The sequence below is a fragment of the Aedoeadaptatus ivorii genome, assembly GCF_030815095.1.
Lineage (GTDB): Bacteria > Bacillota > Clostridia > Tissierellales > Peptoniphilaceae > Aedoeadaptatus > Aedoeadaptatus ivorii.
In genome coordinates, this window is sequence record NZ_JAUSWF010000001.1 from 1 (window position 1) to 25,190 (window position 25,190).

19 protein-coding genes are annotated in these 25,190 nt (G+C 53.9%); 13 read left to right on the forward strand and 6 right to left on the reverse strand.

The window, feature by feature from the left end:
- Positions 1-213 precede the first annotated feature (213 nt).
- The 3 genes from QO008_RS00005 to arsB all read left to right on the forward strand — a co-directional run bounded on the left by QO008_RS00005 (position 214) and on the right by arsB (position 2,014).
- Positions 214-495, forward strand: a complete 282-nt coding sequence (locus QO008_RS00005; protein WP_197721109.1) for an ArsR/SmtB family transcription factor — start codon at positions 214-216, stop codon at positions 493-495.
- Between the two features lie 78 nt (positions 496-573).
- The gene (locus QO008_RS00010) at positions 574-990 is read left to right on the forward strand and encodes an arsenate reductase ArsC (protein ID WP_307383120.1); all 417 of its coding nucleotides are present in this window, start codon (positions 574-576) and stop codon (positions 988-990) included.
- Complete coding sequence (gene arsB, locus QO008_RS00015; protein ID WP_307383123.1) at positions 980-2,014, forward strand: ACR3 family arsenite efflux transporter; 1,035 nt, start codon at positions 980-982, stop codon at positions 2,012-2,014. The genes QO008_RS00010 and arsB overlap by 11 nt, the downstream gene beginning before the upstream one ends.
- 54 nt (positions 2,015-2,068) lie before the next feature.
- Here the strand turns inward: arsB and QO008_RS00020 are convergent, their stop codons facing one another.
- On the reverse strand, positions 2,069-4,945 hold the full coding sequence (locus QO008_RS00020) for an insulinase family protein (protein ID WP_307383126.1): 2,877 nt from the start codon (positions 4,943-4,945) through the stop codon (positions 2,069-2,071).
- Between the two features lie 141 nt (positions 4,946-5,086).
- On the opposite strand from QO008_RS00020, the gene QO008_RS00025 reads away from it, so the two are divergent.
- The 7 genes from QO008_RS00025 to QO008_RS00055 all read left to right on the forward strand — a co-directional run bounded on the left by QO008_RS00025 (position 5,087) and on the right by QO008_RS00055 (position 15,285).
- Positions 5,087-6,376, forward strand: coding sequence for an NAD(P)H-dependent oxidoreductase (locus QO008_RS00025; RefSeq protein ID WP_232006499.1), 1,290 nt, complete (start codon positions 5,087-5,089; stop codon positions 6,374-6,376).
- Positions 6,377-6,424: 48 nt separating this feature from the next.
- Positions 6,425-6,856, forward strand: coding sequence for an RrF2 family transcriptional regulator (locus QO008_RS00030; RefSeq protein ID WP_126465008.1), 432 nt, complete (start codon positions 6,425-6,427; stop codon positions 6,854-6,856).
- 210 nt (positions 6,857-7,066) lie between these two features.
- Entirely contained in the window at positions 7,067-10,162 is a 3,096-nt protein-coding gene (gene ileS, locus QO008_RS00035) for an isoleucine--tRNA ligase (protein ID WP_307383130.1), read from the forward strand.
- A complete protein-coding gene (locus QO008_RS00040) occupies positions 10,159-10,764 on the forward strand; it encodes a histidine phosphatase family protein (protein ID WP_164715189.1) in 606 nt (201 codons plus the stop codon). The genes ileS and QO008_RS00040 overlap by 4 nt, the downstream gene beginning before the upstream one ends.
- A 9-nt stretch (positions 10,765-10,773) precedes the next feature.
- Entirely contained in the window at positions 10,774-11,760 is a 987-nt protein-coding gene (locus tag QO008_RS00045; protein ID WP_126465013.1) for a 1-aminocyclopropane-1-carboxylate deaminase/D-cysteine desulfhydrase, read from the forward strand.
- A 231-nt stretch (positions 11,761-11,991) separates the two neighbouring features.
- The gene (gene fusA, locus QO008_RS00050; protein ID WP_126465015.1) at positions 11,992-14,049 is read left to right on the forward strand and encodes an elongation factor G; all 2,058 of its coding nucleotides are present in this window, start codon (positions 11,992-11,994) and stop codon (positions 14,047-14,049) included.
- A 282-nt stretch (positions 14,050-14,331) separates the two neighbouring features.
- Positions 14,332-15,285, forward strand: a complete 954-nt coding sequence (locus QO008_RS00055; protein ID WP_307383134.1) for an L-lactate dehydrogenase — start codon at positions 14,332-14,334, stop codon at positions 15,283-15,285.
- Positions 15,286-15,401: 116 nt separating this feature from the next.
- On the opposite strand, the gene QO008_RS00060 is transcribed toward QO008_RS00055, so the two are convergent.
- The 3 genes from QO008_RS00060 to QO008_RS00070 form a co-directional block, all read right to left on the reverse strand.
- Positions 15,402-16,859 carry a hypothetical protein gene (locus QO008_RS00060; RefSeq protein WP_126465019.1) on the reverse strand — a complete coding sequence of 486 codons (1,458 nt, stop codon included), beginning with the start codon at positions 16,857-16,859 and terminating at the stop codon, positions 15,402-15,404.
- Positions 16,860-17,004: 145 nt separating this feature from the next.
- Positions 17,005-18,234 carry an MFS transporter gene (locus QO008_RS00065; protein WP_307383141.1) on the reverse strand — a complete coding sequence of 410 codons (1,230 nt, stop codon included), beginning with the start codon at positions 18,232-18,234 and terminating at the stop codon, positions 17,005-17,007.
- Position 18,235: 1 nt separating this feature from the next.
- Complete coding sequence (locus QO008_RS00070; protein ID WP_307383144.1) at positions 18,236-19,027, reverse strand: zinc dependent phospholipase C family protein; 792 nt, start codon at positions 19,025-19,027, stop codon at positions 18,236-18,238.
- 46 nt (positions 19,028-19,073) lie between these two features.
- On the opposite strand from QO008_RS00070, the gene QO008_RS00075 reads away from it, so the two are divergent.
- Positions 19,074-20,336 (forward strand): tetratricopeptide repeat protein, encoded by a 1,263-nt coding sequence (locus QO008_RS00075; RefSeq protein ID WP_307383148.1) that lies wholly within the window; start codon positions 19,074-19,076, stop codon positions 20,334-20,336.
- A 135-nt stretch (positions 20,337-20,471) separates the two neighbouring features.
- Here the strand turns inward: QO008_RS00075 and gltA are convergent, their stop codons facing one another.
- On the reverse strand, positions 20,472-21,860 hold the full coding sequence (gltA, locus tag QO008_RS00080; RefSeq protein WP_307383151.1) for an NADPH-dependent glutamate synthase: 1,389 nt from the start codon (positions 21,858-21,860) through the stop codon (positions 20,472-20,474).
- Positions 21,857-22,705 (reverse strand): sulfide/dihydroorotate dehydrogenase-like FAD/NAD-binding protein, encoded by an 849-nt coding sequence (locus QO008_RS00085; RefSeq protein ID WP_307383153.1) that lies wholly within the window; start codon positions 22,703-22,705, stop codon positions 21,857-21,859. The genes gltA and QO008_RS00085 overlap by 4 nt, the downstream gene beginning before the upstream one ends.
- A 179-nt stretch (positions 22,706-22,884) precedes the next feature.
- On the opposite strand from QO008_RS00085, the gene thrC reads away from it, so the two are divergent.
- Together thrC and thrB are read left to right on the forward strand one after the other, a co-directional pair.
- The gene (thrC, locus tag QO008_RS00090; protein WP_307383156.1) at positions 22,885-24,321 is read left to right on the forward strand and encodes a threonine synthase; all 1,437 of its coding nucleotides are present in this window, start codon (positions 22,885-22,887) and stop codon (positions 24,319-24,321) included.
- Positions 24,314-25,174: a homoserine kinase gene (thrB, locus tag QO008_RS00095; protein WP_126465027.1), complete on the forward strand. Its 861-nt coding sequence runs from the start codon at positions 24,314-24,316 to the stop codon at positions 25,172-25,174. The genes thrC and thrB overlap by 8 nt, the downstream gene beginning before the upstream one ends.
- The last annotated feature ends 16 nt before the right edge of the window (positions 25,175-25,190 follow it).

Sequence of the window (25,190 nt, forward strand, 5' to 3'; positions counted from 1 at the left end):
AAGAGATCAATCGCCGGCCACGTAAATGCTTAAACTGGAAAACGCCTTATGAGGTTTACCATTCAGTGGAGTTGCACTTGACTTGACAATTCAAGACAAAAAATGAGAACGCCGCGGACGAAGATAGATCAAAATATTTAGATTTGACATTGACAGAGAGGCGTAAAAATCGTATACTCATTACATCAATATATATTGATATGAGGTGATATCGTGGAAGAATACAAGGAGATCGCCAAGATCTTTAAGGCATTCTGTGACGAGCGCAGATTGGCGATTTTGGATTTGTTGCGCTCAGGGGAGGAATGTTCCTGCGTGCTATTGGAGCATTTGCCGCTCACCCAGTCCGGTCTTTCGTATCACATGAAGATTTTGACGGAATCCGGCATCGTCGTCGGCCGCCAAGAGGGCAGGTGGACCTATTACCGCATCTCCGAAGCGGGCAGAGAAGCTGCCATAGAGGTGCTGATGCAGTTGACGCAATCCGAGGAATAGCCATCCCAAAGGATGGCTGCTTTTTCATCCGATACATCAAAAAACATTGATGTGTAAATATATATATTGGAGGTAGCTATGAAAACAAAAGTCGCATTTATCTGCGTACACAATTCTTGTCGAAGTCAAATTGCCGAGGCATTGGCCAAAAAATTCGGCGGAGATCGGTTGGAGGTATACTCCGCCGGTACCGAGGTCAAAGGATCGATCAATCCCGATGCCGTTCGCCTGATGCGCTCGGTCTACGGCATCGATATGCAAAAAGAACAGAGACCGAAGACGATTTCAGAAATCCCCGCCGTCGATCTCGTGATTACGATGGGGTGCAATGTCGTATGTCCCGTATTGGATTACGATTATGTCGCGTACGATTGGGGCTTGGACGATCCGACGGGCAAGGACGATGCCGCCTTTATAGAGACTATGCGGACGATCGAAAAAAAGGTGAAGGATCTCGTCGAAGCGGTGGAAACGGGGGCCGAATATGCAGGATAAGGGTATCGGATTTTTTGAACGCCATCTCACCATCTGGGTCTTACTCTGTATGGCAATCGGCGTTGCCATCGGACGCTTTATTCCCGAAATCCCCGCCGCATTGGGTCGCCTGGAGTTCTATAATGTATCGGTGCCGACGGCGATTTTACTGTGGATTATGATCTATCCTATGATGTTAAAGATCGACTTTGGGAGTATTCGAGAGATCGGGAAAAATCCCCAAGGGCTTTGGATTACCTGGATCGCCAATTGGATCGTAAAGCCGTTTACCATGTATTTTATCGCAAAAATTTTTTTCTTCGGCATCTATCGCAACTTGGATCCGGCCGTCGCCTCCCAATACTTGGCGGGCGCGGTACTCTTGGGAGCCGCACCCTGTACGGCGATGGTGTTTGTCTGGAGTAAGCTTACGAGGGGAAATCCCGCCTATACCTTGGTGCAAGTGGCATCGAACGATCTGATTTTATTGTTTGCCTATGTGCCCATCGTGAGTTTTTTATTGAAGGTCGGCGATATCGCAATCCCCCGAGAAACGCTGATTCTGTCGATTCTTCTGTTTATCGTCGCGCCTCTGGGATTCAGCTACCTGACGCGCCGGTATCTGTTACGGCATAAGGGCGAGGATTATTTAAATGAGCGATTAATTCCCGCTTTTGACAAATACACGATGGTGGGGTTGCTCCTCACATTGGTGATTATTTTTTCCTTCCAAGGGGATACGATTATCGCAGAACCGCTGAATATTCTGCGCATAGCCGTTCCGTTGATCTTACAGACTATTTTAATCTTCGGTCTGACCTTTTATGCCGCCTATCGGGCGAAGTTGCCGTATTCCGTCGCCGCGCCCTGCGGCATGATCGGGGCCTCTAATTTCTTTGAGCTCGCAGTCGCCGTCGCGATCTCGCTATTCGGCCTCGCATCCGGCGCCACGCTTGCCACCGTGGTGGGCGTCTTGGTAGAGGTGCCGGTGATGCTGTTGCTCGTTCGCATTGCCAACGCATTACAAGACAGGTTTGCCGCATAGATCCCCACAAAAAAACGCCTCGATGTTTTCGCATCGGGGCGTTTTTGTTTCGCGCTATCGCTTAATGGATTCGAATCGATCGAACAGATCGGTATTTTGTTTCAGTACATCGGAATTTCCCATGGCGACGACGTGGTTTTGCGCCATAACCTTTTGTATCATGGGACCGTAGCTTTTTAAATCTTGTACGGTCGTGGCGAGGGCCTCTTCTTTTCGCTTCTGAATCTCTTCGGCGGTGGTGCCGTTCAGATAGCGCTTAAAGTCCAACACGCCGTAGGCGGGAGGCGAAAGATGGGGATCGAAGGCGTTCATAGTGCCGATGATCATATCGTCGAGATCGCGCTTTTTCATCTCGAGGGTCGCGAGAAATTCCGCCATTTTGTCGTAGACCGCGATGGTCTCGGGCACGCGGGGGTCGCGGTAGGAATAGCAGGCGACTTCGCCCGCGCGGGTGATGCGCACGCCGGCGCCGTAGGCACCGCCTTTGGCGCGGATTTCGTTGTGCAAAAAGCGGTTACTCAGCACATTGGAAAGCACCGCGAGCCGGCCGTCGTAGTCGAAACCCGCCGCGTGAATGTCGCCGCCCTTTGCCACATAATTGACTTGGGAGCTGGCGAGAAAGGCTTCGTTTTCGCGGCGAACGGAAAAGGCGAGCGCCATATTATCGTAGCGGGTCTTCGGGAATTTTTCGAGGAAGGGGGCGAGTGCCGTCTTTGCGGCATCCAGGTCCTTTTCCTCGGCGATCAAATTGATCTTTAGGCGGCTGGTCGTAAAGAGTTTTTCATATACCCCTTTGAGTTTTTGTGTCAAGGCTTTAAAGTCGCCTTTCTTTAGGAGATCGGCGAGGAAGAAATAGAGATTGAGCCCGTTTAAGAGATCGTCCACATAGGCGGCCTCGTGAAAATGGGCGCGCACCCGGGCGGAGACGATTTGATGTCCCGATTGGAGAAGCGATGTGGCGATGTCCGCCTTTACCGACTCCAAGAGGGTGCGAATGCGCGCCGCATCGTCGAAGCGGGAGCGCGTCATAATCTCGTGGAGCACATCGTAGCAGCGCGTCAGCTGCCGGGGCAGGGCGCCGGTGGAGATAAAGAAATAGGGCGTATAGCCGTCGTCACTTTTTTCTACCGGGGTCTCGAAGGTGATGCCGCCGCCGGAGAGATAGATTTCGGTATCGAGGGCGGCGGGATCGTAGGCTTCGGTCTCCACTTTTGACAAGAGATCGCTTAGGATCGACGCGTAATAGAGTTCTTCTTCGTCGAGATGCCGCATATCGAAGGCGAGATTGGTATAGACGATGCCATTGGTCTCTAAGGCATTTTCCGTTCCCGATACGCCGGCGACTTCGATCGCTTTGCGGGGGATGGGGGTGATATTCGGCTCCACGTCCTCGGGTTCGAGTTTGGGGATGCTCGCCTTATCCTCGGGGGAATCGGGCGTCTGTTGGTAGCGAATGAGCGCTTCGGCTTCGGCGCGAATCCGCTCTTTTTCCGCTTCGGGAAGGACGCTGAGCGCTTCGCGTTCTCTTTCTCTTTGGGCGGCATCGAGGCGCTTTTGCTTGCCCGCTTCGGGATCGATTCGCATGGCGATCTGTTGCGGGGCGTTTAAGAAGTATTCGCGAATTTTTTCGGAGAAATAATCGCTTCCGATTTTCAGACGAAGGGCATTGAGTTTCGGCAGCAGTTCGATTCCGTCCAAGGGATTTTTGTCGTAGAGCCAGGTATTCAGCGCGCCGATATAGCTCAACAGATCCGCATGGGCGCCGCCGCCGCGACGAACCGAAAATTCGAATTTGGCGAGGGTTGCCCGCAGTATGTCCTCGTCGAAGCCGTTTTCGGCGAGATCTTCGAGGGTATTTGTCACGATCTCTTTAAAGCGTTCGTACTGCTCTTTTTCCGCGTGGTAGGCGACGATCGTAAAGTCCCAAGTATTGCCCGCGGAAAGCTCGGTATAGATGTCTTCGCCGATTTCCGCCTCGCGAAGCTTTCTCTTGAGTATGCCGTTTTCCGATTCCACCAAGAGCTCCTGAAAGAAGCTGCGCAACAGTAGGTCTTCGGCATCGGGATTTTCCTTTGCCGTATAGGCCATGGCGAAATACGATTTTCCGTGGCCGTCTTCGCCTTCTTCCAGGTCGTAGGTGTCGAAAAATTCCTGCGGTTCGGAATAAAAGTCGTGGCCCACGATTTCGGAGGCGGGATCGCGGCGGTTAAACTGCGAAAGATATTCGCGGTCCAAATAGTCCAACCGCTCCGCAAAGTCCATATCGCCGGCGAGGAGGATATAACTATTGGACGGGTGGTAAAAGCGCTCGTGGAAGGCGAGGAAATCTTCATAGCGCAGTTCGGGGATATGTTCGGGATTGCCGCCGGAATCGTGAGAATAGGTGCCGGCGGGGTGGAGGCGTTCCCGTACGATGTCCGATACCTGATTGGACGGGTCGGAGTAGACGCCCTTCATTTCGTTATAGACCACGCCGTTTTTAATCAGCCGGTCGTCTTGGATCTCAGCGTGCCAGCCCTCTTGGTAGAATATATTTTTGTTTTCTTTCATCGAGGGATAAAAGACCGCATCCAAATAGAGGTCCATCAGTTGCCGAAAGTCCTTGTCGTTTCGGGAGCTGATGGGATAGATCGTCTTATCCGGATAGGTCATGGCGTTTAAGAAGGTCTGCAGACTGGAGCCGACCATATCCATAAAGGGTTCCTTGGTCTTGTATTTGCGCGAGCCCGACAGGGTGGAATGTTCCACGATATGGGCGACGCCGGTCGAGTCCTCCGGCGGCGTGCGAAAGCCGATCGAAAATGTCTTGTTGTGGTTTTTATTGTCGATTAAGAGGAGGCGTGCTCCCGTTTTTTTGTGCTCTAAAAGGGAGACTTCCCCGTGTAGTTCGGGAATCTCCCGCTTGTCGATTTCGATATAGTTTTCGTTCATAGATTCACTCCTATTCTGATGGTATATACCCGAAAGGGTAAGGGAATATCAAATTCCGGGCAAGGAACGGCAAATGCGTTCCCATCTTTTTTGCGCGGCCTGAAACTGTGCTATAATTCTAGAGAATGAATGGAGGAAACTATGAAAATCAAAGATGATTTGGAGCAACAGGGACCGATTCGCGTCGCCGTCGTCGGGGCGGGACTGATGGGAACGGGCCTGGTCGCCCAATTGTTAAAGATAAAGGGCATGGAGCCCGTGCTGTGGGCGTCGAGAAACGCCGACGGACTGCAGCAAAAACTCGAGGACCTCGGGCTCGCCTACGATGCATTTGTAGACGCCAAGACGATCGATGCGGCGAAGGCCGCCCGCAGCCGGGGCGAAATCGCCCTTACCACCGAAAACCGACTTGCCTGGGAGTGGGCGGCGGTGGACGTGATCGTCGACTGCACAGGCAATACCGAGGCGGGGGCGGAAATCAACGAATACGGCCTGGAGAACGGAAAGCATATCGTCTCTTTGAATGTGGAATGCGACGTTCTGCTCGGACCCTACTTTTTGAAGAAGGCCCGGGAAAAGGGACTCTGCTACACCGGCACCGCCGGGGACGAGCCGGGTTCGATAATGGAACTCTATGAATTTGCCGACTTCCTCGGATTCGATATCGTCTGCGCCGGCAAGGGAAAGAACAATCCCCTCCGCACCGACGCCACGCCCGAGGAGTTGGCGGAGGAGGCGGCGAAAAAGGGGATCAGCCCGCGTATGCTCACCTCTTTTGTCGACGGCACCAACACCATGATCGAGCTCAATGCCGTATCCAATGCCACGGGTCTGGTGCCCGACGTCTTCGGCTGCCACGGCATCGAAGCGGATATCCACGGGCTAAAGCGCGAGGCGCGGCAAAAAGAAGACGGCGGCCGCTTTTCGAAAAAGGGCGTGGTGGAATTCGTCCACGGCATTGCCCCCGGGGTGTTCGTCGCCGTAAAGACCGACGACGAAGTGATTCGCCGGGAGATGCCCTATCTTTCGATGGGAGAGGGCCCCAGCTATATCCTCTACCGGCCCTACCACCTCACCAATATCGAGACGCCCATGACCATCGCCAAGGCGGTGTTGTATCAGGAGCCGACCATCGCGCCGACAAAAGGCTATATCGCCCATACGGTCGCCATCGCCAAGCGCGCCATAAAAAAGGGAGAGACCCTCGGCGGCATCGGCTCCGATGCGGTCTACGGCAAGATCACCGAGGCGGCGCATTGTTACGGCGAGGGGCTTGTGCCCGTGGGATTGATCACAGAAGGCGCCGTCGCCAAGCGGGATATCGCCGCGGGGCATCTGTTGACCTTTGCAGACGTCGTCTTAGACGAGGAAACGAAGCTCGTCGAGATGTTTCGGTGCGAGCACGAGGATTTCTATTCTTTACCGAACTAAACAAAAGTGTTATAATTGATACTCAACCGAAGTAGAAGGAGGGCCAAAGTGAGACTGACGCAGGAAATAGACTATGCATTTCGAATTATCGCCCATTTGGCAAGCAACGAGGGCAAAGTAATCGGCGCTCCCAAGATCGCCCGCGCTATGGACGTACCCGAACGGTTTACCCTGCGTATCTTAAGAAAGCTGAACTTGGCGGGTCTGACCCGTTCCAAGAGGGGCGCAAACGGCGGCTATATCTTAAACAAGCCCGCCGCATCCATTACTCTCTACGACATCATCCTCGCCGTAGACGGCCCCATCGAACTCAATCGATGTTTGCACGCCGACGATCCGCAGTGCAATCGCTACGAAGGCAAGGCCATTCAGGGTTGCAAGTTCCATCGCACCCTTTACGGCATACAGGAAGAAGTCATTCAGCAATTTCAAAACGTGCCAATTACAAATTTTATCGAAACCGTAGAAGCCGAAGATTGAATCTCCCTGTCCACAGAGAGGCGCAGTGGCTGAAAAGCGCCGTCATAGATTCGATCGCATCACCTTCTTCAGAGCCTTCGGGCCGTCTTACCGCGTTAAGGTATCGAGTGATAGTAACCTATAAGTAGGGTGGTACCGCGTATAATTGCGTCCCTTCGTCTTTTGACGAAGGGACGTTTTTATAAATTAAAAACAACAAAGGAGTGTATTATGGCAAAGTTTCAGACCTTATCGACCGATCCCGCCGATGTACGGGAACGTCGAATCGTGGACTACTGGCAAGAGATCGACCTGTTAAAGCGTTCGGTCGAGGCCCGAGAAGACAGCGAAGACTTTATCTTTTACGAAGGCCCGCCGACGGCAAACGGCAAGCCGGGCATTCACCACGTAATTTCCAGAACCTTAAAGGATTTGACCTGTCGCTATAAGACGATGCAGGGCTATAAGGTAAAGCGCAAAGCGGGGTGGGATACCCACGGGCTGCCGGTGGAAATCGAAGTGGAAAAGAAGCTGGGCCTAAAGAATAAGCAGGATATCGAGAAATACGGCATCGAAAAATTCAACCAAAAATGCCGCGAATCCGTCTTCGAATACGAAGATCTGTGGCGCAAGATGACCGCGCGCATGGGTTATTTGATCGACCTCGACGAAGCCTATATCACCCTGAACAACGACTATATCGAATCGGTCTGGTACATCCTCAATAAGATGTTTCAGGACGGTTTGATCTACGAAGGCCATAAGATTCTGCCCTATTGTCCCCGCTGCGGCACGGGCCTCGCTTCCCACGAAGTGGCGCAGGGCTACCAAGAAGACAAGACGCCGACGATTACCGTCAAGTTCAAGGCGAAGGACGAAGACGCCTATTATTTGGCCTGGACCACGACCCCGTGGACCGTCCCTTCGAACGTGGCGCTTGCTGTGCATCCCGACGTGGAATACGCCAAGGTACGATACGCCGACGGCAATGTGTATTATCTCGCTTCGGCGCGGATCGACGATGTGCTCAAAGACGAATACGAGATTCTCGAGACGATGCCGGGAAGCGCATTGGAGTACCGGGAATACGAGCAGTTGATCGATCAGGTCTCCATTGAAGGCAAGGCCTTTATGGTGGTCTGTGCGGACTATGTCACCACCGACAACGGAACCGGGATCGTGCATACCGCGCCGGCTTTCGGGGAAGACGACTACCAGACCGGCCACCGCTATGGCTTAGGATTCGTACGGCCCGTGGACGAAGAGGGGAACTTTACCGAGACCCTGTGGAAGGGCCGCTTTGTACACGACGTCAACGAAGAGATCATCGACTTTTTGAAAAAAGAAGACAAGGTCTTCTCCAAAGAGACCATCGTCCACAACTATCCCCACTGCTGGAGATGCAAGACGCCGCTGATCTACTACGCCCATCCGTCTTGGTATATCGCGGTGACCAAATACAAAGAAAAATTGGTCGAAAACAACGCCGGCGTCGACTGGTATCCGGATTTCGTCGGCGAAAAGCGATTCGGCAATTGGCTCGAAAACCTAAACGACTGGGCGATCTCCCGCTCTCGCTATTGGGGCACGCCCTTTCCCGTATGGCGCTGTCCGGACTGTGGCAAGATCGATTCGGTGGGCAGCCGCAAGGAATTGGTGGAGCGCGCCGTCGAAGACATCGACGAAAACATCGAACTGCACCGCCCGTATGTGGACGACGTACATCTGCAATGCGACTGCGGCGGCGAAATGGTGCGGGAAAAAGACGTCATCGACTGCTGGTTCGATTCCGGCTCCATGCCCTTTGCCCAATGGCATTACCCCTTTGAACACGCCGACGATTTCGACGAATTGTTCCCGGCGGCATTTATCAACGAGGGGATCGACCAGACGCGCGGCTGGTTCTATTCGCTGCTCGCCATCTCGACCTATATGACCGGACAATCTCCCTACAAGAGCGTCTTGGTCAACGACCTGATCCTCGACAAAGAGGGCAAAAAGATGAGCAAGAGCCGGGGCAATACCGTCTCTCCCGAAGCGCTCTTTAAGGAATACGGCGCCGATGCCGTGCGCTGGTACCTGATGTATGTCTCTCCGCCGTGGACGCCGACGAAATTCGACGAAGACGGCCTGCGCGAGGTAAAGGGCAAGTTCTTCCGCTCTCTGCGCAATCTGCACAATTTCTTTACCCTCTATGCCAACTTAAACGGCGTAGACCCTCGAGAAGAGATGGAAGTCGAATACGAAGAGATTGACCGCTGGGTTCTCTCCAAGTACAACAGCCTCCTGCAAAATGTAATCGAAAATATGGAAGCCCACGAGATCACCAAAGTCGTGCGGGAAATCCAAGATTTCGTCGCAGAAGACCTGTCCAACTGGTATATCCGCAGAAACAGAAGGCGTTTCTGGGACGAGGCGGACAGTCCCTCGAGAAATGCCGTCTTTAAGACCACTTACGACGTCCTCTTGGGCGTCTGCAAGATGATCTCTCCCATCGCCCCCTTTGTCGCCGAGGAATTCTACGAAACTCTCGTCGGCGGCGAGAGCATCCACTTGGAGCGCTATCCCGCCGTGGACGAGGAGGCCATCGATGTGCAGCTCGAGAAAAAGATGGACATCGTGCGCACCCTGGTCACTTTGGGCCGCGCCGGCCGGGAAAATGCCAAGATCAAGGTGCGTCAGCCCTTGTCGCAGGTCTTGATCGACGGCGACTTAGAAGATCTCGTCGGCGACCTCACCGGACTGATCAAAGAAGAACTGAATGTCAAAGACGTCGTGTTCAAACAAGATCTTTCCGAATATATGCATTACAATTTGAAGCCCAACTTTAAGACCGTAGGCAAAAAATTCGGCTCGAAGATCCGCGACTTCAAAAAAGAACTTGCTACACGGGATGCCAAGGCGTTGTATGCCGAACTCAAGGAAAAGGGATCGGTCACCATGACCTTAGAAGGCGAAGAGACCGAAGTGCTCTTGGAAGACGTCTTGGTGGATATCACCGCGAAAGAGGGCTTTGACGTCAGCATGGAGGACAATCTCTTCGTCATTCTCGATACGGAACTCACCGAGTCCTTGGTGGCGGAAGGCTATGTCCGCGAATTTATCTCCAAGGTACAAAAGCAGAGAAAATCCAACGACTACGAAGTCACCGACCGCATCCGCATCCGCTACAACTGCTCCGACAAGGTGGCGGAGGCGCTGGAAAATGTCAAGGACGACATTATGGATGAGACTCTCGCCGAAACCATGGACAGAGCCGAACTCATTTGCGACGCCACGGAACTCAACGACGAAATGATTCAATTCGACCTCACCAAAGCGGAGTGATCGAGCTGTATATTCTCCGCCACGGCCAGACGGAGTGGAATCGGGAAGATCGCATCCAGGGCCGACAGGACTCGCCCTTAACCGAGGCGGGGATAGAGGAAATCGAAAAAATGGCGAAAACCCTCGCCCATCTGCCGTTTCGATCCTGTTACTGTTCCGACCTGGGGCGGGCAAAAAAGACCGCCGAGATCTTGCGTAACGACAGAAAATTTCCCATAATAGAGGTAGAAGCGCTACGGGAACTCCCGCTGGGTCCCTGGGAGGGGAAGCTCTTTTCAGAGATCCAAGACGACCCGATGTGCAAGATCTACTTCGAATCGCCGGAGGCTTTCGGTTTTTCGGGGACGGAAAACTTTCACGATCTGTACCGAAAGATCGAATCCTTTCTTCGGCACATCGAGACCGAAGAGACGGGCCCGATCCTCGTCGTGGCACACGGCGTCAGCATTCGGGCGATGCTCAACTGCATGGAAGGCGTTTCGATCGAAAACTTTTGGCACCGGCCCATCCCCGAAAGCGCCGGACTCTCTGTGGCGCGCTACGACGAGAAGCGATGGGAAGTGCTGCAAACCGCCGACAAAAAAGACGGAGTATCATATTGAGGTGATCCCATGAAAAAATTGACTTTGGCGAATACGCCGACGCGCATCGAGCAAGTACAGTTGATGGATGCGGATTTACCCGCCAATCTCTTCGTAAAACGAGACGATATGACCGGTATATCCGTAACCGGAAATAAGATCCGTAAGTTGGAATATATATTGCAAAAAGCGTTGGACGACGGCATTACCGACATCATCACCACCGGCGCCGCCCAGAGCAACCATTGCCGCGCCACGGCGATGGCCTGTGCGCGAATGGGCTTCGACTGCCATCTGCTTTTGGGCGGAAGGGAAGATGTGCCGCCGGAGGGGAATGTGTTTTTGGACATCCTCGCCGGGGCGAAACTGCGCTTTATCAGCGGAGAAGACTACAACAACCGCCGGGACGAACTGATGGAAGATTGGAAGGCGGAGCTGGAGGCCGAGGGGAAAACGGTCATGATCATCCCCATGGGCGGCGCCAACGGCCTGGGGAGCTTCGGCTATGTGGACTGCTTCGACGAGATCCTCGCCCAGGAAAAAGAGATGGGGATCGAGTTCGACACCGTGATCTCCACCACCGGATCCGCGGGGATGTTGGCGGGCCTTTTATATGCCGATGCCCTGCGAAAAACGAAGAAAGATATTATCGGCATCAGCATCTTTGCCCCGGCAAAGAACATCAAAGAAGTCATGTTGCCGCCGATTCTCGCCGAAATGAACGAGATCGCCGCAACCGACGTCGTCGTCGAAGATCCCCACGTCATAGACGGCTACCAGGGCATCGGCTACGGCATCAGCCGGCCCGAAGAATTGGAGTTTATCCGCGACTTCGTCTCCCAAACCGGGATCATCCTCGATCCGGTCTATACGGGAAAGGCGATGTACGGCACGATTTCCGAGCTGTTGAGCGGCAACTGGAAGGACAAAAAGAACGTGCTCTTTATCCATTCCGGGGGCGCCTTCGGCTGGACCCGATCCAAGATCGACCAAATGCTGGGCGACAATCCCTATTGATTTTGAAAAGACGAGCGAGGGCTCGTCTTTTTTTAGTTGCAGTGGCGAACCTTTTCCCGAAAGCGATCCGTAAATTTTTTAAATACACTGCGCGGCATAAACGGCATGTGAGATCATCGGTTCGAATGGTGAAATTGTTATCAATAGACTGAAAAAAATGCGCGTTTATGGTATAATCGTACACATAAAAACGTTTCCGCAAGGGAAACCGCACGATAGGAGGAATTACACATGAAAGTCTATAACACCAGTCAGGTCCGTAACTTGGCCCTCGTAGGCCACAGCGGTTCCGGGAAAACGAATTTAACCGAGGCCATGCTCTTCCAATCGGGAGCGACCAAAAAGATCGGCCACGTGGACGAAAAAAATACCGTCTCCGACTTCTCCAAAGAGGAGATGGAGAGAGGGACGTCCATCGGTACGAGCATTATTCCTATCGAATGGCGGAAGATGAAGCTGAACATCATCGATACGCCCGGCTATATGGATTTTATCAGCGAATCCATCGGCGCACTGCGCGCCGCCGAAGCGGCACTGATGATTATCGATGCCACCGCCGGGGTGCAGGTGGGAACGGAACGGATGTGGAAATACACCGAAGAGATCGGATTGCCGCGGATTATCTTCGTCAATAAAATCGACGGCGAGAACGTAAATTTCCGCGCCTTGATGGAACAGATCGAGAGCCTTTTCGGCAAAAAGGTCATTCCCTTCTCCGTGCCCATCGGAGAGGGCGAAGAGTTCGTCGGCGTTACCGACGTTATCTTCCAAAAGGGATTCCGTTATACCGATGCGGCGCCGGCGGAAGTCGAACTCAACCACGACCAGATCAAGGCGACCGAGCGGATGTACGAAGAGATTGCGGAGGTCGTCGCCGAGTCCGACGAGGTCCTGATGGAAAAGTATTTCAGCGGCGATAAATTCACCCGCGACGACCTGCTGCGCGGCGTAACGACGGCGCTTTTGGAAGGGGACGCCGTGCCGCTATTGGTCGGCAGTGCCGAAAAGGGAATCGGGATCGACATTCTCTTGAACACCATCGTCAACTATATGCCCGCACCCGACGACGAGCGCGCCCATACGGGCTTCCGCTACGAATCCGGCGAAGAGCGCGAAATCGGCGATGCGGATCCCTTCTCGGCGGTGGTATTTAAGACGATTACCGACCCTTATGTGGGAAAAATCTCGATCTTTAAGGTGCTGAGCGGCGTATTCAAAAAGGATATGGGACTCTATAATGCCTCCCAAGGCGTCGAAGAGAAAAACGCCGGGGTCTTTGCGATTCGCGGTAAGGAGCAACTCCCCGTAGACGAGATTCACGCCGGAGACATCGGCGCCGTCGCGAAATTGACCCATACCAAGACCGGCGATACCTTGGCGGATAAGGCGCATCCGGTTATCTACAAAAAGGTAAAGATGCCGCAACCGGTATATTTCTACGCCATCGAAGCGGCGTCGAAAAACGACGAAGAAAAGCTCTCGACGTCGCTCCGCAGACTCCAAGAGGAAGATCCGGGCATCGTCATCGTCAGAAATCCCGAGACCAAACAACTTACCGTGGGCGGACAGGGCAATGTCCACCTGGACGTGATCCTCGAAAAGCTTAAAAATACCTTCGGGGTGGCGGTCAACAAAGTGCCCTTTATCATTCCCTATCGCGAGACGATCCGAAGCACCGCCTCGGTACAAGGGAAGCATAAAAAACAATCCGGCGGCGCCGGCCAGTACGGCGATGTGTGGATTCGCTTTGAGCCCACGGACGAGGACTTCGTATTCGACGAAGAAGTCTTCGGCGGCAGCGTCCCCAAAAACTACTTCCCCGCCGTAGAAAAAGGCCTTGCCGATGCCATGGAAAAGGGCGTCCTCGCGGGCTATCCCGTGGTCGGCGTCAAGGCCGTGCTCTATGACGGCAGCTACCACGATGTGGACTCCAACGAAATGAGCTTTAAGATGGCGGCGTCCCTCGCCTTTAAGAAGGGGATCCCCGAGGCGAACCCCGTGCTGCTCGAGCCCATTATGCGGGTAGAAGTCACCGTACCCGACGACTATATGGGCGATGTCATGGGAGACATGAACAAACGCAGAGGTCGCATTCTGGGTATGGACCAGCAAAAGGGCGGCGGCCAGCTGATTATCGCCGAGGCGCCCCAGGCGGAAATGTTTGAATACGCCATCGATCTGCGGGCGATGACCCAGGGTCGCGGCGCTTTCACCATGGAGTTCGAGCGCTATGAAGAAGTGCCCGCCCAACTGGCGCAGGAAATTATCGAGAACGCGAACAAAGAATAAACCCAATATAGAGAAAACGCACGGACCGCGCGGTCGGTGCGTTTTTTGTTTGCTCCTCGTCGGGGTCTATGCAATGGCTCTTCGGCTTCGCCAATGGATTGCATTTTTGGTCAAATCGGTCAACAACGGGCAACGAGATGCCTGAAAAACGGCAACCCTACAAATTCGGGAAAACGCGGTCAACAAGTGCCCAACGCATTTCATAGACGGAAGCAAAGTGGCTATGATATATTTTTTCTAAGCTCAAGCATATGGTATAAATATTTATGAAAGGATTGGATTATGTCGAAAGAACATGTAAAGATTTCCGTCATCGGGGCAGGCGCCGTGGGTGCCTCCACCGCTTTCTCTTTGACCATGGCAGGCCTCGCCAACGAACTCGTCGTCGTCGATTTGAACGAAGAATTGTCCGAAGGCGAGACCATGGACCTCAATCACGGGGCCAGTTTTATCAATCCCATGACCATTACGGCGGGGGATTATGACAAGACCGCAAACTCCGATATCGTCGTGATTACGGCGGGCGCCGCCCAAAAGTCCGGAGAATCGCGGATCAATTTGGTGGGAAGAAATATTAAGATTTTTGAATCCATTATTCCGCAAGTCACCGCGTATAGTCCCGATGCGATCCTCTTGGTCGTATCGAACCCGGTAGACATTCAGTCGCTTTTGTCGCTCAAATTGTCGCACTTTCCGAAGGAGCGAATCATCGGCTCCGGTACGGTTCTCGACAGCTCCCGCTTAAAATACGAAGTGGCGCGCCGCTTGGATGTCAGCCCCCACGACGTACAGGCCTATGTGCTGGGAGAACACGGAGACACCTCTTTTGTATCCTGGGATCTGATGACGATTCAAGGCATTCCGATCGAGACCTTTGCCGAACAAAAAGGGATCGAGTTCACCCCCGCCCTTCGAGAAGACATCGAAAACGACGTGCGCAATGCCGCCTATGAGGTCATTCAGCGCAAGGGCAACACTTCGTATGCCATCGCCATGTCCGTAACGCGGATTGTAAAGGCGATCCTCAAAGACGAACACTGCATTCTACCGGTCTCTACCTTCTTAGAGGACAACAACGGCATCAGCAATGCTTATCTGAGTTTGCCCGCCATTGTGGGGAGAGAGGGCGTCGTACAGACCTTAAATATCGAACTGAAGGGCGAAGAACGCGAAAAGTTCAACCACTCCGCGAGCGCGCTCCAGGACGTCATCGCCGCCCATGGCGCCTTGGCATAACGAGAAACACATCGGGCATTGTCCACACCCCTTATGCGACATAAAAAATTGTGCCGGCGAGATTCGGTTCTCGCCGGCACGATTTTTTTGCGAAGAAAATTCGATCGACGGAATTTCTAGTCCCTCGAAGGGTTAAAGATCTTCTCGTATTTGGTCAGCAAAGATTCCAAACTGTCCGCGTCGTAGGCGATATAGGCATTGTTGGCTTCTAATTCTCCGAGAAGGCTTTCAAAGAGATCCATCAATCGGGGATCGGTCACGACGGAGATCTCTGCGGTCTTCGCCAATTTGCTATTTTTTAAGAAACACTGCGTTCCGTTGTAGTGGAAGTTAAATTCCTTGTAGTTCTTTAGATTCCTCGTGGCGAAATCGTCGATCAGATAAAATTGAATCTTGGGGTTGTTGCGCATACATTCGATGATATGGGCATAGTGGCGGGATCGCTGTTCGGGGCGCAGCCGGTAGTGAATGCCGCAGTGCATGATATAGCCGTGTTCCATATATTCGAAGAGGGAGGAACGGGGCATAAAAAAATCGATCTCCGCGTTGATAAAGAGCTCTTCCCAGATCACTTCCAATTTCTTGATCTCTTGGATTTCCGCCGAGGTGCCGTCCCCGTTTTGATTGCTCTCGACGATGTCGGAGACGACTTCGGGCGGCAGGAGGAACTCGAATCCGTAGCCGTTTAAGAATTTGAACTGGCTTCCGGTGTAGAAGTTTGTGCGGAAATTGCTGCTCGCCACCTCTTCCGAGTCGATGGTCTTGAGCGCATAGTCGGGATTGGGTACCTTGGCCGTGATAAAATCCGAAAATTCCCGCACGAGATCCAGATCGAAGCTATAGGTGACGGTCTCAAAGTTTCCTTCGTTGTCGATGGTAAAGTTGGAAAAGAACTTGTCTTCAATCACGATAAATTTAAAGCCGCTGAGGGGACTCGTATCGTAGAGCTCAATCGAAAGATTGCTGTATGCGCTCATCAGTCGATAAAGTTGTAGGGAATTTGCCGTCTCGTCGAATGTGTAGCCCGCCGCTACGGTAATCTGACGATCGTTCAGCTGGTACTCTTTGATAATGTCCAGGATAAACTTCATCTGCGGCGAAAACACGTCAAAATTCGTCCAAATATAGAGCGGTTCCGCATCGCCCAGGATTATCAAGTCCTTTAAGATTTCCGCAATCTGTTTTTTCACTTTGTAGGTTCCCGCGTGAAAGGCGAGCTCGTTGCCGCCCACTTCGACAAAGGGCTCCGGCGCCGCTTCGTAGTAGGCGTCGTTTAGAATTTGTGTGATCTTTTTTGCGAGCTGGTCTTCGGTAAGATCTTGAAGACCCCGGCGGTCGATATGGAAGGTATGGTAGAAAAAGGGGAGCGCGTCCTCTTCTATAATGGCTTCGGCAAAGATCGCACCGAGGGTGTCGTTGATCTCGTGGATCGCCTTTGCCGTGGGCAATTTAGTGCCGGAACACCATTTGCTGATATACGAGGTGTCGTAGCGCAGGGCATTGGCGAGGACGATCAGTTTGGTATCTGTAAAATCGATGAAACGCTTTAATAGTTCGGAATAGCTTCGAATCACTATGTATTCTCCTTTGGAATTTCTGTCAAATGGGTGTATGGGTATTATATAGTACATTCGGCGCGGCGTCAGGACCTCCTCGCATTCGGAGATCAAAAAAACGAGCGAACCGATGTCCACTCGCTTGGGGTTTTGGCGGGGTCGTCTACTGATCGGTTTTACGCATTTCGCGAACGGAGGCGAGGAATAAAAAGAGTCCGATCAAAAACATTATCACCAGCGAAAAGATCGCCCGGGATTGGCTGCCCAACAAGGTCGTGAGCGCCGAGATCATAAGCGTGCCGATGATCGATGCGCCCTTGCCGAAGATGTCGAAGATGCCGAAGTATTCGCCGCTTCGTTCCGGGGGGATCAGGCGGACAAAGTGAGAGCGGCTCAAGGACTGGATCCCGCCCTGAAAGAGGCCGACGGCGACGGCGAGGAACCAAAATTCCGCCAAGCTGTCGAGCTGTACGGCAAATAGGGCGATGCCCGCGTAGCAGACGATACAGAGGGCGATCAGCCGGTACGCGGGGTATTTTTTGGAGAGCCGCGCAAAGAGCAAAGAGGCGGGGAAGGCGACGATCTGGGTCACCAAAAGCGCGAGCAAAAGACCCGAGGAATCGAGCCCCAGCGATTCGCCGTAGGCGGTGGCCATATTGATAATGGTATAGACCCCGTCGATGTAGAAGAAAAAGCTCAATAAAAACAGATAGAGCGCCTTGTCCCTGCGAATGTGTTTCAGGGTCTTCGCCATATCGGAAAACGAGGCGGCCTCTGTCGAAAAGTGGGTTTGCCGATAGGTCTTTAGGACCGGCAGCGTAAAGAGGAGCCACCAAAGCCCGTTGATAAAAAAAACGATTCCCATGGCGACTCCGGTATCGAGGCCCATCTTGGGAAAAAGCAATATCACCGCCAACGAGAGGACAAAGGGAATGCAGCTTCCGATATAGCCCCATGCAAAGCCCGTGGCGGAGACGCGGTCCATATTTTCGGGGCTCGTCACGTCGACGAGCATCGAATCATAAAAGATCAAAGAGGCGTTATAGCCCGCCTTCGCCAATATAAAGGCGATCAGAAAACTGCGCCAATCGGGGAAAAACGGAAATAGCAATGAAACCGTGACCGCAAAGGCGACGGAGACCAAAAAGCTCCTGCGCCTGCCGATCTTTCCGTCGGCGATGCGACCCAGAAAGGGGCCCGCCAAGGCGATCAATACGGTCGAGATCGTCATTCCCAGCCCCCAGTAGCTGAAGTAGTCGGTGGCGGAGATGCCCGCCCGATCGGTAAGGCTTCGAAAGTAGATGGGGAGAATGGTCGTCACCAAGAGGACGAAGGCGGAATTGCCGACGTCGTAGAGCATCCAATTGCGTTCGGAGACGGTAAAGTTTTTCATGTCACACTCCACTGAAATTCAGATCAAAAAACGGCGGATAGGCGTCCTCGCCTTCATACAGCGCCTCGATCGCCTCGACGGCGACGGGATAGGCGAGGCGCATGCGTGTCATTAAGGCGGGGGTGGTGATATAGCGGGATTCGAAAAATCCTTTGTCGTGCATCAACTTGCCGCCGAAGGATTTTTGCATGCCCAACAGGCGCAGTAGTCGCATCTTTCGATCGTACGCGCCGGGGGAGGAGACGTGAAAGAGCATCTCCACGAGGCGAAAGGAAAACAGGGCACTGCGTACGGCGTGGATGTCGCCGCCTTCGTAGCGGCCGTAGACCGGCACGATGGCATCCGCCACCTTATCCGGATGGGGAAGAATGTCGCGGCTAACGAACCGAAGCGGATCGATGCCTTCTTCTTCGAGCACCGCGCGGTCGAGCTCCCGCTCCATGGTCATATGGTCCAGGGCGACTCTGTCTTCGATGCGATCGATAAAGGGGTGCAGGGAGATGTCCAAAGAAAAATGGCAGAGCAGGCCCAAAAGATAGGCCCAGGTAGGATTGTTGCGATCGGAATAGCGGATCCAACCGCGATTTTGCCGCAGCAGTTTTGACAGGCTCTCGGCGTGAATGCGGCTCCCGAGATTGTCCGCCCGATAGGGTAAGGCAAAGAAAAAAATATCGGGTCCCTGATTGCCGATTGAAAAATGCGCTTCGTACTTTTGGGCGACTGCTTGCGCGGCATCCGGCAATAGGGTAAGGATACGCTTTCCGAAAAAATAATGGGCGATATGACTTGCCATAACATCTCCTTTCGTGCTTTTGCTATACTGGGTATAGGAGGTACACATGGACAAAAAAACAATCGATTTTATAGAGAGCCTCTCCGGGGACTATGCGGAGGATCTGAACCGCATATCCGACGAAGTGGAGCGACTCCACGCCGCCGGGGAGACCGAGCGCGCCGAAGCCCTACTGGAATACGGCAAGCGTCGCATACGAGAAAGGGACGCCGGAGAAGAGGAGTTTCGAAGCGTAGCGGCATCCGAAGGGGATCTCGGCCGCTTTTACATCCTGTTGGAAGGCGTCTTTGAAAAGATTTTACAAGAAGATTTTGCTGCGGCCGACGCGATTGCAGAAACCATCGCCGAAGAATCGCCGGTGATTGCCGTCGCGCTGGCGGCATTGGAAGACGACGAGCCGCTGCGTTCCTTTCAATCTTTGGTCGAAGAAGTGTTATACCGCGTGGCGCATACGGACGAGAGCGTGCCTATCGCGGGCCCCGAGGTCGAAATCTATTTGAGCGTGCGGGGCGGTTTGGCGCTGGAGCTGAAGGCCTATGACCGGGCGGAGCGCTATTTGAACGACGCGCTGGCGGTCAATCCCGCATCGGTCACCAATAGGCTGACGCTTTCGAAGCTGTATCGCATGACCGGCCGAGAGGACGAAGCGAAGGCGATGAATCGAAAGGCATTTCAAAACGCCTACCGCGCCGCCGACTTCGCCGAATGTTTTGCCAACGAAGGCTATTTCCTCTATAAAGAGGGCCGCGCGAATTTGGCCCTCGCCTGTTCGATGATCGCGCTGGATTACGACGAAGAAAATAGCGAGGCGGAGGGCAATCTCATCCTCCTGCGCCAAAAATATCCGGAGGTAGAGCCGGCGTCGGAAGACGAATTTGCCGACTATCTGCAGGCGAATGGGATTACCGGCACCCTATCGGAGGGGCGTGCGGAGATCCTCAAAAAGCTCGCCGAGCGCGCGGAATCCGACGAAAATTATGAACTCGCCGCCGATATCTGGATCGATCTGGAAACCATCCTCGGAGACGATGCGATCCACGAACATATTCACGAACTGATGCACAAGATGGAGCAAGCCCCCTCTATCTTTGCAGGCGATGCGGACGGCGGCTCCTGTGGCCATCACGACGAAGGGCACCATCATGCGTGCCGCCACGGGGAAGGCCATCACCACGGGAAAGGGCATCATGCGTGCCGCCACGGGGAAGGCCATCATCATGGGGAAGGACATCACGGTTGTCGCCACAGCGAGGATTCGAAAAAGGGCGACTGCTGTGGCGGCGGCGAATGCGATTCCGAGAACGCATAGATATGCACATTCGCCGCCTTCCTTTATAGAATATGGCGCATGCGATCGTATATATTAGATCATAAGTTTGTAAAATCGAGATCAGGATATAAGAAAAGGCAGGTCAATTTTGACCTGCCTTTTGCCGTCCTGTGATTATTCACCGAATTTTTCTTTGATGTATTTGTCGATGCCTTCTGCGGCCTGTTTGCCCGCGCCCATGGCGAGGATAACCGTCGCCGCACCGGTGACGGCGTCGCCGCCGGCGAAAATATCATCGACGGAACTTTGTCCCAATTCGTCGACGATAATGCCTTCGCGTTTATTGGTTTCGATATCGGGGTTGGTCGAGGTGATCAAGGGGTTGGGGTTGGTACCCAGCGCCATGATGACGGTGTCGACTTCCAATTCGTAGTCCTGTCCTTCGAGGGGGATGGGGCGTCTTCTGCCGGATTCGTCGGGTTCTCCCAATTCCATGGGACGCACCGTCATGCTCTTGACCCAGCCGTCTTCGTCGGCGTGGATTTCTACGGGGCTGGCGAGGAAGCGGAATTCGATGCCCTCTTCCATGGCGTGGTGCACTTCTTCCAGACGAGCGGGGAGTTCTTCCTGCGTTCTTCGGTAGACGACGGTGACGTCTGCGCCCAATCGCTTGGCGACGCGGGCCGCGTCCATGGCGACATTGCCGCCGCCGATGATGGCGGTCTTTCGGCCGGCGATAATCGGGGTGTCGTAGCCGGCTTCGTAGGCGTGCATCAGATTGGTACGGGTGAGGAACTCGTTGGCGGAGAATACGCCGTTGTAGTTTTCACCGGGGATATTCATAAAGCGAGGGAGTCCGGCGCCGGTTCCCAAGAAGATCGCATCGTAGCCTTCGAGGCGAATGCCGTCTACGGACATGGTGCGGCCGACGATGGTGTTGGTTTCGAATTTGACCCCGAGGTCCTTCAGTTTTTGGACTTCGCTGTCGACGACCTTGTCGGGCAGACGGAATTGGGGAATGCCGTAGACCAATACGCCGCCGGCGTTTTGCAGAGATTCAAATACGGTGACGTCGTAGCCTTTTTTCACGAGTTCGCCGGCGACGGTAATGCCCGCGGGGCCCGCGCCGACCACGGCGACTTTGTGGTCGTTGGGAGCTTCGACTTCCATGGTCTGAATATTATTTTCACGGGCGTAGTCGGCGGCAAAGCGTTCCAATTTGCCGATACTGATCGCATCGCCTTTGTTTTTCAATACGCAGTGCATTTCGCATTGGCTTTCCTGAGGACATACCCGTCCGCATACGCCGGGGAGGGCGGTGTACTTGGATAATTCCCTGGCGGCCTGTTCGTGATTGCCTTCGGAGATTTCGTGGATAAAGGCGGGAATGTCAATGGAAACCGGGCATCCGGTGCGACATTGGGGATTTTTACAGTTCAGGCAGCGTTTTGCCTCGGTCATCGCCTCTTCTTCGTTGTATCCGTAGCAAACCTCTTCAAAGTTTTTGTTTCTCTTGTCGGGTTCCTGTTCCCGTACGGGAACTCTCTTAAAGCGATCCATCATGCATTCCTCCAAACTTGTTGGCCTTTCGTCTTTTCCACGTCGATATATTGTCTTTGCCGCTTCATCGCCAAATCGAAGTCTACCTTGTGGCCGTCGAATTCCGGGCCGTGTACGCAGGCAAATTTCGTCTCGCCGTCGATCATAATTCGGCAGGCGCCGCACATGCCGGTGCCGTCGACCATGATCGGGTTCAAAGATACGATGGTGTGCAGATCGTATTTCTTCGTGGTGAGGCAGACGAACTTCATCATAATCATCGGTCCGATGGCGACGCATACGTCGTATTCGTTGCCTTCGGCGATCAATTCGTCGATCTTTTCGGTGACCATGCCCTTAAAGCCGTAGCTGCCGTCGTCGGTACACACATAGAGATTGCAGTCCAGATCTTTGAATTCTTCTTCGTAGATGACCGCGTCTTTGTTCTTAAAGCCGATAATGACATCGCAACGGATGCCGCGTTCGGAGAAATAGCGAACTTGGGGATACACCGGGGCGGCGCCGATGCCGCCGCCGACAAATAAGTACTTTTTCGTCTTGAGCTCTTCATCGTCGATATGGATAAATTCCGAGGGAACGCCCAACGGGCCGACGAAGTCCTTCAGATGATCGCCGACTTCCTTGGAAGCGAGCTTTTTCGTGGAGGGACCGGTGGCCTGCACGACGAGGTCGACCCAGCCTTCTTTGCGGTCGAAGTTGGCGATGGTGAGGGGAACTCTCTCGGCCGTCTTGTCTGCGATAACGATTACAAACTGTCCGGGTTGTGCCGCTTTGGCGACGCGGGGGGCGTCGATGCGCAACAGAAACACATTTGGCGCCAAGTCTTTCTTTTCTTGAATCTTAAACATATTTTCCTCCCATATATTCTCCTTTTCTCCATTATAATAGATAGGGAGAAGAATTTCTACCGATTAGTGAAAATATTATCGAAATATGAAAACCTATTCTCGCCCTTGATTCCGACCATCAAGTGGCGTAAACTGTTTTCTAATAAATTAAGAAAGGCATTGAACGAGAGGAGAGAGTGATGCAGTATTATTCCACCCGAGACCGATCCCAAATCGCAGACGAGAAAGAGGCGATTTTTCGCGGTCCCGCGCCCGACGGCGGGCTCTATGTGCCCGAAACCCTGCCGAAGTTTTCCTATGCGGATTTTCTTGACGCGCCGTACCCGGCGCTCGCCGCGGCGGTGCTCGCGCAGTTTTTCCCGGCTTTCGATTACGATGCGCTAAGTTCCTGGACGCAGGCGGCCTATGGCGATTTTCGCACGCCCGGCGTCGTGGGGTTTTGCGATCTCGGCGAATGTACGGTGGCGGAGCTCTTTCACGGGCCCACGGCGGCGTTTAAAGACTTCGCCCTTCAGATGCTGCCCCGCTTGATGTCCGCCTCGGCAGAGGGGCGCCGGGTGCGCATCCTTACCGCCACCAGCGGCGACACGGGAAAGGCCGCTTTGGCGGGATTTCAAGACGTGGAAAACACCGATATTTTCGTATTTTATCCGGCGGGCGGGGTAAGCCCCATGCAGATGCGGCAGATGGCGACGCAGCAAGGGAAGAATGTACACGTCTATGCCGTGCGGGGCAATTTCGACGACGCCCAGCGCACGGTCAAGGAGATCTTCGCCGACGAAGGAATTCGGCGCCGAGGAGAAGAAGTGGGGATCGCGTTTTCCTCGGCGAATTCCATCAATATCGGCCGATTGGTGCCGCAGATCGTCTACTATATCTACTCGTACCTGGAACTGGTGCGCCGCGGCACGATCGAGATGGGAGAGAAGGTGGATGTGGCGGTGCCCACGGGAAACTTCGGCAATATTTTGGCGGCCATGTACGCAAAGGAGATGTCTCTGCCCATCGGAGATTTTATCTGCGCCTCCAATCGAAACAATGTACTTACCGATTTTATTCGCACGGGCGTTTACGATGCGAATCGCCCCTTTTACAAGACGACTTCGCCGTCGATGGATATTCTGGTGGCGAGCAATATAGAGCGGTATCTGCACCGCATACTCGGTAGGGACTACAAGATCCGCGAGCGGATCGACGCCCTGAAAGAGGCGGGGAAATATAGCGTACCCATAGACGCGATTCGCCGCTCTAAGCTGGTCGGCTACTGGTCCGGTGATGCGGAGGCGGAGGCGCGGATTCGCGAGGTCTTTGAGAGGGACGGTTATTTGATGGATCCCCATACCGCCGTGGCCTACGACGGGATGAAAAAGCACGGTGCCGCGCGCCACGTGTTGGTAATGGCGACGGCGAGTCCCTATAAATTCCCCGACACCGTAGCGCGAGCTCTGGGCATCGACGAAGACGACGAGCGCGCGCAACTGGAAAAGATCGAAGCGCTAAGCGGCGTCCCGATCCCCGCGCCCTTGGCGGCGGTCTTCGACCTGCCCCTGCGCTTTGAAGATACGATCGATGTAGAGGAAATGCGTACAGTCGTACAGGAGGGTTTTTATGATTGAGGTAAGGGTGCCGGCGACGACGGCAAATATGGGGCCGGGTTTCGACGTGATCGGCATGGCGCTAAATCTACACAATACCTTTACGTTTTCTATGGACGGCGGCGAAGTGGATCGGGATTCGATGATCTACCGTAGCGCCGAGGTCGTATTTCGACGGGCCAAGCGGCCGATGGACGGCTTTGTCTATGCGGTAGAAGCCGAGGTGCCCATGGCGCGGGGGCTGGGAAGCAGCGCCACCTGCATCGTGGGCGGTATGGCGGGGGCGAACGCGCTTTTGGGCTCTCCCTTTTCTCGCGACGAGATCCTCGAGATGGCGTCGGATTTCGAGGGGCATCCGGACAATGTGGCACCGGCGTTGTTGGGCGGCTGTGTCGTAAGCGCCCCCGGACCGGACGGGGTGTTTTACCGCAAACTGAAGCGGGCGTCGGACTTTACGCCCATCGTCGCCATTCCGGACTTCGATCTGTCGACGGAGAAGGCGCGGGCGGCGCTCCCCGAGGCGTTGGCCTATGGCGATTGCGTCTATAATATCGGCAATATGGCGTTTTTGGTCTACGGCTTGGAGACCGGAGATTTCGAGGCGCTCCTACGGGGTGCGGGCGATCGCATCCACCAGCCTTACCGGGGGCCGCTGATTCAAGGCTATGATGCCATGGCGGCGATCGAAGAGACGAAAAAAGGGAAAATGCTGATCAGCGGTGCCGGTCCGACGCTTCTGTTTTTGACCGCGGCGACCGAGGACGCGGAAGCGATTCAAAGCGCATGGGAGCGCATTGCCGCTCCCCTCGATGCGCATTGGGAGATCCGCACCCTCGCGGTGGACGATGCCGGCGCCGTCGTTCGGAAGATCTAAAACGGGCACAAAAAAA

Bases quoted from the DNA above. Each gene is read 5' to 3' on its own strand.
- QO008_RS00070 (WP_307383144.1), bottom strand. From the start codon at position 19,027: ATGGCAAGTCATATCGCCCATTATTTTTTCGGAAAGCGTATCCTTACC.
- ileS (WP_307383130.1), top strand. From the start codon at position 7,067: ATGGCAAAGTTTCAGACCTTATCGACCGATCCCGCCGATGTACGGGAA.
- QO008_RS00075 (WP_307383148.1), top strand. From the start codon at position 19,074: ATGGACAAAAAAACAATCGATTTTATAGAGAGCCTCTCCGGGGACTAT.
- QO008_RS00055 (WP_307383134.1), top strand. From the start codon at position 14,332: ATGTCGAAAGAACATGTAAAGATTTCCGTCATCGGGGCAGGCGCCGTG.
- QO008_RS00010 (WP_307383120.1), top strand. From the start codon at position 574: ATGAAAACAAAAGTCGCATTTATCTGCGTACACAATTCTTGTCGAAGT.
- arsB (WP_307383123.1), top strand. From the start codon at position 980: ATGCAGGATAAGGGTATCGGATTTTTTGAACGCCATCTCACCATCTGG.
- gltA (WP_307383151.1), bottom strand. From the start codon at position 21,860: ATGATGGATCGCTTTAAGAGAGTTCCCGTACGGGAACAGGAACCCGAC.
- QO008_RS00045 (WP_126465013.1), top strand. From the start codon at position 10,774: ATGAAAAAATTGACTTTGGCGAATACGCCGACGCGCATCGAGCAAGTA.
- QO008_RS00025 (WP_232006499.1), top strand. From the start codon at position 5,087: ATGAAAATCAAAGATGATTTGGAGCAACAGGGACCGATTCGCGTCGCC.
- QO008_RS00085 (WP_307383153.1), bottom strand. From the start codon at position 22,705: ATGTTTAAGATTCAAGAAAAGAAAGACTTGGCGCCAAATGTGTTTCTG.
- fusA (WP_126465015.1), top strand. From the start codon at position 11,992: ATGAAAGTCTATAACACCAGTCAGGTCCGTAACTTGGCCCTCGTAGGC.
- thrC (WP_307383156.1), top strand. From the start codon at position 22,885: ATGCAGTATTATTCCACCCGAGACCGATCCCAAATCGCAGACGAGAAA.
- QO008_RS00020 (WP_307383126.1), bottom strand. From the start codon at position 4,945: ATGAACGAAAACTATATCGAAATCGACAAGCGGGAGATTCCCGAACTA.
- thrB (WP_126465027.1), top strand. From the start codon at position 24,314: ATGATTGAGGTAAGGGTGCCGGCGACGACGGCAAATATGGGGCCGGGT.
- QO008_RS00065 (WP_307383141.1), bottom strand. From the start codon at position 18,234: ATGAAAAACTTTACCGTCTCCGAACGCAATTGGATGCTCTACGACGTC.